The sequence below is a fragment of the Synechocystis sp. LEGE 06083 genome, assembly GCF_015207725.1.
GTDB classification, from domain to species: Bacteria; Cyanobacteriota; Cyanobacteriia; order Cyanobacteriales; family Microcystaceae; genus Synechocystis; species Synechocystis salina.
Genome location: NZ_JADEWJ010000131.1, coordinates 1 through 10,092, shown reverse-complemented (window position 1 = coordinate 10,092; position 10,092 = coordinate 1). Strand labels below are relative to the sequence as shown.

The 10,092-nt window shown below is 45.9% G+C and carries 12 protein-coding genes; 8 read left to right on the top strand and 4 right to left on the bottom strand.

The window, feature by feature from the left end:
- From IQ219_RS11220 to IQ219_RS11210, 3 genes are all read left to right on the top strand, one after another.
- Positions 1-975, top strand: a 975-nt coding sequence (locus IQ219_RS11220; RefSeq protein WP_194072649.1) for an iron uptake porin, incomplete at its 5' end; no start/stop codon positions are given.
- 49 nt (positions 976-1,024) lie between these two features.
- Positions 1,025-3,028, top strand: coding sequence for a nitrate ABC transporter ATP-binding protein (locus IQ219_RS11215; protein WP_194072648.1), 2,004 nt, complete (start codon positions 1,025-1,027; stop codon positions 3,026-3,028).
- 54 nt (positions 3,029-3,082) lie between these two features.
- A complete protein-coding gene (locus IQ219_RS11210) occupies positions 3,083-3,931 on the top strand; it encodes a nitrate ABC transporter ATP-binding protein (RefSeq protein ID WP_194072647.1) in 849 nt (282 codons plus the stop codon).
- 207 nt (positions 3,932-4,138) lie between these two features.
- Here IQ219_RS11210 and IQ219_RS20535 read toward each other — a convergent pair whose 3' ends face one another.
- The gene (locus IQ219_RS20535; protein ID WP_194072646.1) at positions 4,139-4,423 is read right to left on the bottom strand and encodes a helix-turn-helix transcriptional regulator; all 285 of its coding nucleotides are present in this window, start codon (positions 4,421-4,423) and stop codon (positions 4,139-4,141) included.
- A gap of 62 nt (positions 4,424-4,485) precedes the next feature.
- Between IQ219_RS20535 and IQ219_RS11200 the strand changes: the two genes are divergently transcribed.
- From IQ219_RS11200 to IQ219_RS11185, 4 genes are all read left to right on the top strand, one after another.
- A complete protein-coding gene (locus IQ219_RS11200) occupies positions 4,486-4,974 on the top strand; it encodes a glycine zipper family protein (protein ID WP_194072645.1) in 489 nt (162 codons plus the stop codon).
- A 5-nt stretch (positions 4,975-4,979) separates the two neighbouring features.
- Positions 4,980-5,477, top strand: coding sequence for a hypothetical protein (locus tag IQ219_RS11195; protein ID WP_194072644.1), 498 nt, complete (start codon positions 4,980-4,982; stop codon positions 5,475-5,477).
- 13 nt (positions 5,478-5,490) lie between these two features.
- Complete coding sequence (locus IQ219_RS11190; RefSeq protein ID WP_228016967.1) at positions 5,491-6,477, top strand: formylglycine-generating enzyme family protein; 987 nt, start codon at positions 5,491-5,493, stop codon at positions 6,475-6,477.
- Positions 6,478-6,550: 73 nt separating this feature from the next.
- On the top strand, positions 6,551-6,910 hold the full coding sequence (locus tag IQ219_RS11185; protein ID WP_194072643.1) for an alpha/beta hydrolase: 360 nt from the start codon (positions 6,551-6,553) through the stop codon (positions 6,908-6,910).
- Here IQ219_RS11185 and IQ219_RS11180 read toward each other — a convergent pair.
- Positions 6,898-7,767 (bottom strand): ISKra4 family transposase, encoded by an 870-nt coding sequence (locus tag IQ219_RS11180; protein ID WP_194072642.1) that lies wholly within the window; start codon positions 7,765-7,767, stop codon positions 6,898-6,900. The two genes, IQ219_RS11185 and IQ219_RS11180, sit on opposite strands and share 13 nt — an antisense overlap.
- A 16-nt stretch (positions 7,768-7,783) precedes the next feature.
- The gene (locus IQ219_RS11175) at positions 7,784-7,972 is read right to left on the bottom strand and encodes a hypothetical protein (protein ID WP_194072641.1); all 189 of its coding nucleotides are present in this window, start codon (positions 7,970-7,972) and stop codon (positions 7,784-7,786) included.
- Positions 7,973-8,352: 380 nt separating this feature from the next.
- Between IQ219_RS11175 and IQ219_RS11170 the strand changes: the two genes are divergently transcribed.
- The gene (locus IQ219_RS11170; protein WP_194072640.1) at positions 8,353-9,789 is read left to right on the top strand and encodes a hypothetical protein; all 1,437 of its coding nucleotides are present in this window, start codon (positions 8,353-8,355) and stop codon (positions 9,787-9,789) included.
- On the opposite strand, the gene IQ219_RS11165 is transcribed toward IQ219_RS11170, so the two are convergent.
- Positions 9,770-10,092 (bottom strand): transposase (locus tag IQ219_RS11165; RefSeq protein WP_194072639.1); only part of this gene is annotated, 323 nt, incomplete at its 5' end. The two genes, IQ219_RS11170 and IQ219_RS11165, sit on opposite strands and share 20 nt — an antisense overlap.

Below are 10,092 nucleotides of genomic sequence, written 5' to 3'. Positions count from 1 at the left end.
CAGAGTTTCAACTATGAACCTCAGTTTGCTGGTTTTAACCCCCAAAATCTCCAACCCAGCTGTGGCAATAACAGTGTTTGTCTGTACAAATTGCTCTACATCACCCCGGTAGCAGATAATTTCACCGTCTTCGTTGGGCCCAAAGCGGAGGTCACCGATGCATTTCCCACCATTGTCCCCTTTGCCAGTGAAGGGCAGGGCACTCTTTCCCGGGCTTTCGCCATCAACCCCGTACTACGGGTCTCAGGGGGAACCACAGAAACGGGCTTAGCTTCGGCCGCTGGCTTCATCTACAAACCCAATGATGTGGTAGATTGGCGGGCACTTTATGGCTCTGTCAACGCTGCTATTCCCCAAAATGAAGGTTTTCCCGGTACGCCCCTCGGTGCGGGTCTATTCAACGGCAGTTTTGTGGCGGCAACGCAATTAACCCTTTATCCCACCGAAAATCTGGATCTTGGTTTGAACTATGCCTACAGCTACCACCAGATCAATATTTTAGGTACGGGACTGACAGGGGCGGCGGCAGGAACTCTCGGGGGTTTACCGTTGACAACCCCAGTTAACGTTAATTCCGTAGGTGCGACCCTAACTTGGCGCATTAACCCCAGCATTTACTTCACCACCTATGGTGCTTACTTTATGGTGGATCAAGCTAACAGCGGTTCTGCCTTTACCAATCTTGCTAGTTGGATGGCTGGGCTTTATTTCCCCGATGCCTTTGCGGAGGGCAACACGGCGGGTTTGATGTTTGGTCAACCCCTCACCAGGGTTGGGGCCGGTAATGGAGCAACGTTAACACCTGACAATATCAGCAACCGGGCGATTCCCTACCAAATTGAAGCCTTCTATAACTACAAGATCAACAACAATCTCAGCATTACCCCCGGTGCGTTTGTCATTTTCAATCCCGAAGGCGACTCCAGTAATAGTACAACCGGGGTCTTTGCCCTACGAACGACGTTTACGTTTTAACCGCTGTCGCCCCAGTATTTTGTCCCTTTAATCAATTGTTTGAGTCGCTATGAGCCTTTTTGTTGCTGTTGACAATATCGATAAGATTTTTTCCCTCACAGATGGGGGGCAATACGTCGCCCTCAAGGGAATTAATTTGGAAATTAAAAAGGGGGAATTTGTCTCCCTGATTGGTCACTCCGGCTGTGGCAAATCAACTCTGCTCAATATGATTGCCGGATTGGACCTACCCAGTGAAGGCATTGTCACCCTGGAAGGTAAGCGGATCAAGCAGCCCGGGCCGGACAAGATGGTGATTTTCCAAAACTATTCTTTATTGCCTTGGTTGACGGTGAAGCAAAATATTGCCCTCGCTGTGGATGAGGTCATGAAGGGGGCACCAGCGGCGGAACGTAAAGCCATTATTGAGGAACACATTGATTTGGTTGGCCTAGGCCAGGCGGTGGATAAACGACCCAGTGAATTGTCCGGGGGCATGAAACAACGGGTGGCGATCGCCAGGGCCTTGGCCATTCGACCAAAATTATTGCTATTGGATGAACCCTTTGGGGCGTTGGATGCTTTGACCAGGGGCAATTTGCAAGAACAATTAATGCGCATTTGTGAACAATACCAAGTCACAGCGGTGATGGTTACCCACGATGTAGATGAAGCGGTGTTGTTGTCAGACCGCATTGTGATGCTAACCAATGGCCCTGGGTCTAACATTGGCGGCATTCTAGAGGTGGATATTCCCCGCCCCCGCAAACGCATGGAAGTGGTGGAACATCCCAGTTATTACAGCCTCCGCAGTGAGATTATTTATTTTCTTAATCAGCAAAAACGCATTAAAAAATTACGGGCCAAAAAAACCACGGCGATCGCCAGGCATGGGCTGGAGAAAGTCAATTTGGAATTGGGCTATGTGCCCCTAGTGGCCTCTGCGCCCTTGGTGGTGGCCCAGGAAAAGGGCTTTTTTACCAAGCATGGCTTAGATGAAGTTAGCTTAGTGCGGGAAACCAGTTGGCGGGGCATTGTGGACGGTATCGCTGGGGGCTACCTAGATGGGGCCCAAATGCCAGCGGGTATGCCCACTTGGCTCACAGCGGGGGGTTATCGGGAACAGTCCATTCCCGTGGTCAGCGCTTTGACCATGACCCGCAACGGCAACGCCATCACCCTCAGTAAAAAACTGTACGACCAAGGCATTTACACCGCTGAGGATTTTCGTCAACTCCTATTGGCCTCCGACGGCGATCCCCACACCCTGGGCATGGTCCATCCTTCCTCCATGCACAACTTGTTGTTGCGTTATTGGCTGGCGGCCCACAACATTAACCCCGACCGGGATGTACATCTCAAAACTATTCCCCCAGCCCAGATGGTAGCGGATCTGAAGGCGGGTACCATTGATGGCTATTGTGTCAGTGAACCTTGGAATTTGCGGGCCTCCATGGAAGGAGCTGGGTTTAGCATCGCCACCGATTTGGAAATTTGGCAAAATCACCCCGGTAAAGTTTTGGGAGTGCGGGAAGATTGGGCGATCGCCCACCCTAATACCCATGTGGCCTTGGTGAAAGCCCTGTTGGAAGCCTGTGCCTACTGCGCTGACCCCAACCACGAAATGGAAATTCGGGAACTGTTGGCCACCCGTCAATATCTCAGCACCAACATTGACTATATCCACCTCGGTGATCCTGAAGGTCGCACCTGTAGCCTGGGCAACCCTGTGGAGTACTCCCACCATCTTTTCTTTGGCGATCAGGTCAATCGTCCTATTCGCACCGAACATCTCTGGATGATGACCCAAATGGCCCGCTGGGGAGAAATCCCCTTCCCCCGCAACTGGGTGGAGATTTTAGAGCGGGTTTGTCGAGTGGGAGTATTTAGCACCGCCGCCCGGGAATTAGGTTACGACGTCAACTATCAACGGCAACCCATCGCCCTCTTTGACGGAGAAGTGTTTAATGCCGATGACCCCATTGCCTACCTGAATCAAACCGTCATTCATTGCAACTTCACCATTGCCGAAGTGCACCTCAATAACCCCACCCCAGCGCCGGTTTTTGCCTAGGTTCTGTCCCCAGATCCACGCCCATGACCCCTGATTATTCCTCGACAGCTAACTATGAAAACCTTAAATCCTAACCGACCCATGTCCACTCCTACCCCATTGGATGGTCCCACCTCCCCATTTTTGACCATTGAAAACGTTTCTAAGGTGTACCCCACCGCCAAAGGCCCCTATACGGTGTTAGAAAATGTCAACCTCACCGTTGATGAAGGGGAATTTATTTGCGTTATTGGCCACTCCGGTTGCGGTAAATCGACCCTTCTCAATATGGTGTCCGGTTTTGCCAACCCCACAGAGGGCTCTGTGCAGGTAGGGGGAAAAACTATCAGTGAACCTGGCCCTGACCGTATGGTGGTCTTCCAAAACTATGCCCTGCTACCTTGGTTAACTGCATTAGAAAATGTCTACATTGCGGTGGATGCTGTCCACCCCAAAAAAACAGAAGCAGAAAAAAGGGCGATCGCCAAGGATCATCTAGCCATGGTGGGGTTAATTGATGCCATGGACAAAAAACCGGGGCAAATTTCCGGCGGCATGAAGCAAAGGGTTTCCATTGCCCGGGCCTTGGCTATCCGCCCAGAGGTGTTGATTTTGGATGAACCCTTTGGGGCGTTAGATGCCATTACCAAGGAGGAATTGCAGGAAGAATTACTACAAATCTGGAACGATCACCGTTGCACTGTTTTGATGATCACCCACGACATTGACGAAGCCCTTTTCCTCTCCGATCGCCTGGTGATGATGACCAATGGGCCCCACGCCAACATTGGGGAAATTATGACCATTCCCTTTGCCCGGCCCCGGGATCGAGACCGGATTATGGAAGACCCCACCTATTACCAATTGCGTAACTGCGCCCTCGACTTTCTCTATAATCGCTTTGCCCACGACGATGTGGCTTAGAAAATTATAGGCAAGGCACTACTCCCAAATTTCGCAGGCCAGTTCCCCCGCTTTTTGGGAGTGAGGTGGATGCCAAAAGTCGGGCCACTTCAGAGGTTTTTGGGTTCCAGCGCACCAAGCCAAGGTACTTTAGAGTTAACTAAAGACTTAAAAGGGGTCATCACAGAAGTCTAGGCCCAAAGACGGTGATATTAATATAGTTTTGACTTATCTTCCCGTTCCCATTGACCGCGATAAGCGATATTGCCTGGGGTTTAGACCAGTCCACCGCTTGAAGGCACGGGAAAAGTGGGTCGAGTTTTTATACCCTAATTGGCTGGCAATATCCCCTAGTTTGACCGCCGGATCTTGCAACCAGCGAATGGCTTGCTCAAAACGAATCTGTTCGATCAAACGGGAATAAGTTGTTCCTTCTTCTAGCCATTTTGGGGTTTTGGCACAAGACGGCCAACGAAATTCACAGAATGCCGTAGAAGTTATAAGATCAGGCACGCTTCTGCGTTTTTGTAGAAATTCCCTAGTAGCTTGTCAACTATTTCACCTGCCTAGTATTCATGACCCCTAAAATCCAAAGAATTAGCTTGGGAATTTTAAGTTCTTTTTTATTACCTGCGAATTTAGTTTTAGCCCAATCCCAATCCCCAGAACCTTTTGCCTATCCGACCAAAGGACAAACCCAGGAACAACAACAAGAGGATCATTTTGCTTGCTATAGCTGGGCAAAAGAACAAACGGGGGTTGATCCTTCCCAATTATCCCCGACTACTACAGCTCAATCTTCTCAACAGGGTCAAGTGGTAAGGGGAGCGGCTAAAGGCTCCCTTCTTGGTGTTGTGGGTGGGGCGATCGGTGGAGATGTGGGGGAAGGAGCGGAGATCGGTGCCGGCGTGGGGGCTTTGGCGGGATTGTTTCGGCGACGGGAAGAAAAACATGAACAGGCTCAAGTCCAAACCCAGACCAATGAGGCTGAACAACAACAACTGCAAACCTACTACCGGGCCTGGACGGCTTGTATGGAGGGCCGCGGTTACAGCGTCAATTAATTTCTATGAAAGCGATAAAACAGGAACTTAAAAAAGTTGGCTCCCTCAGCCTTTTTTTCTTTATTGGCTATGGGTATATCGTTGTCATCATGCAGCTTTTTTTGAAGGAATTTGCGGTTGATATTAGTGTGTTTGCCAAGGTGGTGGTTTATGCCTTAGTTTCCGCTAAATCCGTTGCCATTATGGATATGACGCCTTGGATGAATCGTTTTGCTAAATCTCCCCGTTATCTTCAAGTTTTTTACAGAACTTCGGTTTATACCCTAGCTGTTTTTGTGTTGAGTGTGATTGAAAATCTCTTTCATGCTTACCACGAAACCAAAGCCTTAATGCCTGCCCTGAAGCTATTCTTGGAGACACGCAATTTTTATCAATTTTTAGGCATTCTTCTCTGTGTTTCAACGGTATTTTTAATCCATAATATTTTCCAAGAACTTGACCAATATTTGGGTAAAGGTAATCTCAGTAAATTTTTCTTTAAACTACCGAAATCAATCGAATGAGTAAATAGACTTTATGGCTATATTTCCTAAACCATTCTGGCTCATTGGTTGGGCGATCGCCGCTTGGATGCTCCTGGGGTCAGTAGCTTGGGCCTGTCCTGATGGGATGGTGGAAATTCCAGGGGGAACCTTTCGTATGGGAGCCGACGATAATCAATGGCCAGAGGAACGATCTGTCGCCACCGTCACAGTTAGCCATTTTTGTCTGGATACCCATGAAATAACCAATGGCCAATTTACCGAGTTTGTGCAAGAGACAGGTTATCTGACTGTGGCTGAACGGCCTCTGTCGAAAGAACAATTCCCTGAACTAACCGATGAAGGGCGATCGCCGGGTTCCGTTGTCTTTCAAGCCTTATCCCCAGGGCAATCGATCACAGAATTAAGTTGGTGGCATTGGCAACCAGGGGCGAATTGGCAGCATCCGGAAGGGACCAATAGTACAATTAAAGGTAAAGATAATCATCCCGTTGTTCATATTGCCTTTGAAGATGCCCAAGCCTATGCAAACTGGGCAGGAAAAGCATTACCAACGGAGGCACAGTGGGAATTTGCGGCACGGGGGGGCTTAAAGGACAAAATTTTTGCCTGGGGTAACACCTATAACCCTAAAAAAGCCAACACTTGGCAGGGGAAATTTCCGATTAAAAATAGCAAAGAAGATGGTTATTTGGGAACGGCTCCCGTCGGTTCTTTTCCTCCCAATGGCTATGGCTTATACGACATGACTGGTAATGTTTGGGAATGGACAGAGGATTGGTATCAATGGGGCCATGATCATCAAGCAAACCAATCCGATCCCATTGCCAATAAGGAACAAGAAAGTTTTGATCCCCGCGATCCAGGCATTGCCAAACACGTGATTAAAGGAGGTTCTTTTTTATGCGCTCGTAATTATTGCAGTCGCTATCGCCCTTCTGCGAGGGAAGCCCAATCCCCCGATACAGGAACTTCCCACATTGGTTTTCGTTTAGTTTATAGGAGCAACCAGAAGGTATAGACTCCGCCGTTTTCCTAATTAAGCAAAAGTAAATGTTTGCTTAACCATATCAAAAAAAACATTATCACTAATTATGATCAATTTAAGCCAAAAATCATTGCTAACGTTAGGATTCGGGCTACTTTCTCTTTTCCCCATTTCCCCTATCTTCGCCGCAGAAGAAATTAAATTTTCCATTGCGCCATTTGGAGATTTTAATATTTCCGTCGATAGCTTAGAGACTTTTGCCCAGGATGGTAAAATTACCCCTGAATTTAATTTTTATGCTAAGCATCTTACCCCTGAAGAATTAACAAAATTTCATGCCTTACTCAACAAATCTTTTCCCTTAAGTTCCATAGAGGCTTTTGAATTTTTCAATACAAGCTTTGGTAAAGAAATTGTTAGACAATTAAGCTTAGCGGGGAGCATCCCAGTTTGTCAGCAAGCATAAATACTCATAGAGAAGGCGTGATTAAGATAGGCACAGCGTAGGCGTAGCATTCGGTTAACATTCTTGGGAGACCATTGAGCACCAGATAATTTGAGACGAGCACCAATTCGTTTCACAGTAGACTCGACTGATCCAGAGCCAATATCCAATCCCATCAACTGGTATAGATCATAGGGAACAATGCGATGGCGGTGCTTATTCAAATACGCCCGAAAAGTCTGACTAGCATAGGTGTCAATGGATTTTAACTGCTTCGATGCATCCTCGAAGCAACCCGACCACAAGAATGTTTTGATTTGCTTCAAGTCACTGGGAGGAGCATCGACTTTGTAGAGATTTTCCATCAAATGATACCAATCGAGGACTTCTCGTCGTTGGTGTTCGGAAGCAATTAGAGTAATGATATTCCAGATACCATCATGGCCATCTCCCACGCAGGTAACCAGAGGGGAGAGAGGATTCTGTTTTATCCATGCAACCAGGGCTTCATTGTCTCGAAAATAGGCATTATAGAGTGAATCATGAAGAGCAACGGCTTTGTAATCACGCCACTCACAAGGACCGGGATGAGGTGTTCGTAAACGCACCTTACCACCGTCTACACTTAACCCTGTTATCGTTCTGGTGCTGGTTTCAGGGGGTAAATCCAACCTTTGTACCAGCCGATGGAGACTGCTGCCACTGACTTTCATCCCAGTCATTAACTTCATATCCTCCGATGCTTGTCCATAGGAAGTTTTAGCACTGGCGACAAGACAACATTTTTCCAGGAGAGGACTCAGTTGAGTGTGAGGTTTGAGTCCAAGCTTTTCGGCATGACGACTCGGTACTGACACAGTACCAATAGCAGTTTTCACCTTTCGTTTTTTGCTGTCAGCTTTGGGGTCTCTCGGGAAAAAAAATTTCCCCCATTGCCGGACCGACGACCTCGAGCATATACTTCCGCATAATTAGTTCAATGTTCTCAAAGCATTCTAAATCTGCTTCTGCTGTATTGGCTTTGAGGAGCTTCGCCCCTGCTTGAAAATAGTCCTTGGCCTGCTGAATTTCTTCTGGGGTCATAGATTTTTCCTGTTTTTCTTATTTTTACAGCAATTTTCTCTACTCACATCACTAAGCATTTATACTCAGGGCAAAAGTGGGATGCTCCCCAAGTTTACTCGTCAGCAAGCCCAAAAAACAATAAAACTTATAGCTAATTCAATTAAAAATACGGCAATATAAATAATTAAGGTACTTTCAATACAAGCCTTGTAGAAATCTCTACTGTCTTAATTTTATTTCAAGCAGCTATATTCGCTAAGGAGTTTACAGCAAATTCCGAATCAACTTGACACACACAGGATAGTCGTAATGATTATTCTGTAACGGTTTTGCTGTGCCACTCAAATACCGTAACCGTTGTAACTTTTCTAAAATCATTCTCTTTCTTGGTTAATGCAATGACTCCAACCCTCAAAATCTCGGCTTTTAAAGATATTTCAGCTTTTTTATTGAGCACCCTCCAGCCGCAGTTAGATATTAACTTAGAAATTAAATATGTCAAAAATGCTGATGAAGCCCATCAAGATTTGTTCGACAATAATGCCGATATAGTTTTAATGTCCTATGACGATACTTTGTCCCTATCATTAGAGGATAAATATTCTGCAATTTTGGCCCTTTTCCCCATTCACGGAGGCATTTTAGACCTGTGTGGCGAGATTGATCCAGAAGCGAATAAAAATAGAATTGGAATTGATACAAACACCGGTTACGCTAGGGCTTTACGTTCTTATTTAAGCCAAAAGCTCACGCCAGAAGAATACCAAAACTTAGATTTTATCAAGGCAGGTGCCACTAATTTACGCTATGACGAACTAATTAACAATCAAATCGATGCTACTTTACTCAATCCTCCCTATTCTTACTTAGAAGGTGCCCAAGCTGATCCAGGTTTTCAGCTTTTTTTAGGGGACTATCAAGGGGTTGTAGCTAATACGAATAAATATGTTTGGCAGGACCTCGACAAACGAGCTTTGCTAAAGGATTTTATGGTCAGTTATCAAGCTATGTTGCAAAATCTAGAAACGAATTCACAATCAACTATTCAAAGCTTATCCGATTACTATAGCATTTCTACAGACATAGCAACTAATATCTATAATCGTCTATGGATGCCCAATGGATTGAATGTCAATTTTCAGTTTAACAACCTCCAATTACAAGGGACGGAGTCTATTTTTTCTCAAGACACTAATGTCTTTGTTCCTTTGAAACATTATTGGATCTTGAATCAAGACTTGAATAGCTTTTATCTTGATCCCAATGCAACTGATGCTTTTAATTTTCAGCCTAATACGGACAATTTAGGAAGTTTAGTCTACGATATTAGCTCTGTCTCCGGAGAAATTAAAGGCGAAATTGATGATGGTGCGTTGTCCCAAACCAATGCTCTATTTCATAACCTGGTGGGGTTTTATGCGGTGGAAAACACAAGCGGAAGCATTCTCGATGTGGATGATCTTAATGGTAATGGTCTGGTAGATGACTTGCTAAATCCAGGGGATAAAGGCTATGCCCAAACTGCGCTTCGTCAACACGTCAATAATTTTTTTCTGGAAGCTGGGGCCAATGGTGATCCCAGTAAAAATACCACTGCAAGTGAATTTGGAGAAGTGGTTTTGGCCGGAGGACGTTTTTATGCTCCTTTTTTAATCGCCAATGGGGGAGATTTATTAGTGAAATCAGGCAGTTTTGAGCAGGCGATCGCCGCTTTTTTAGCGCTCAATCCTGGGAATACAGGAGCCAGCCTGGAAAATTTTCAAACTAAGGCTGTTGCTTATTTGGGAGTGTCAAGGAATTTGTGTAAAGGGGAAATTAGAAAAGAAAAGAATTAGGGTGTTCAATAGCAAAACAAGCAAGAGCCGCCTTCCAATGCTGGATGGGCATAGTCCATTTACGGCAAATACGTTGCAAAGATAGGTATAAAAGTTTCAGTAGAGAATCTTGGGAAGGGAAAACTCCCTTGTTTTTAATGACCTTACGAAAAGAACGATTGAGAGACTCAATAGCGTTAGTGGTATAAATTACCCTCCTGATATCCGGTGGATAATCAAAAAACGGGATAATGAACTCCCAGGTATGGAACCAGAGCTGACTGATGGCAGGGTAACGCTGGTCCCATTTCTGGGCAAACTCCG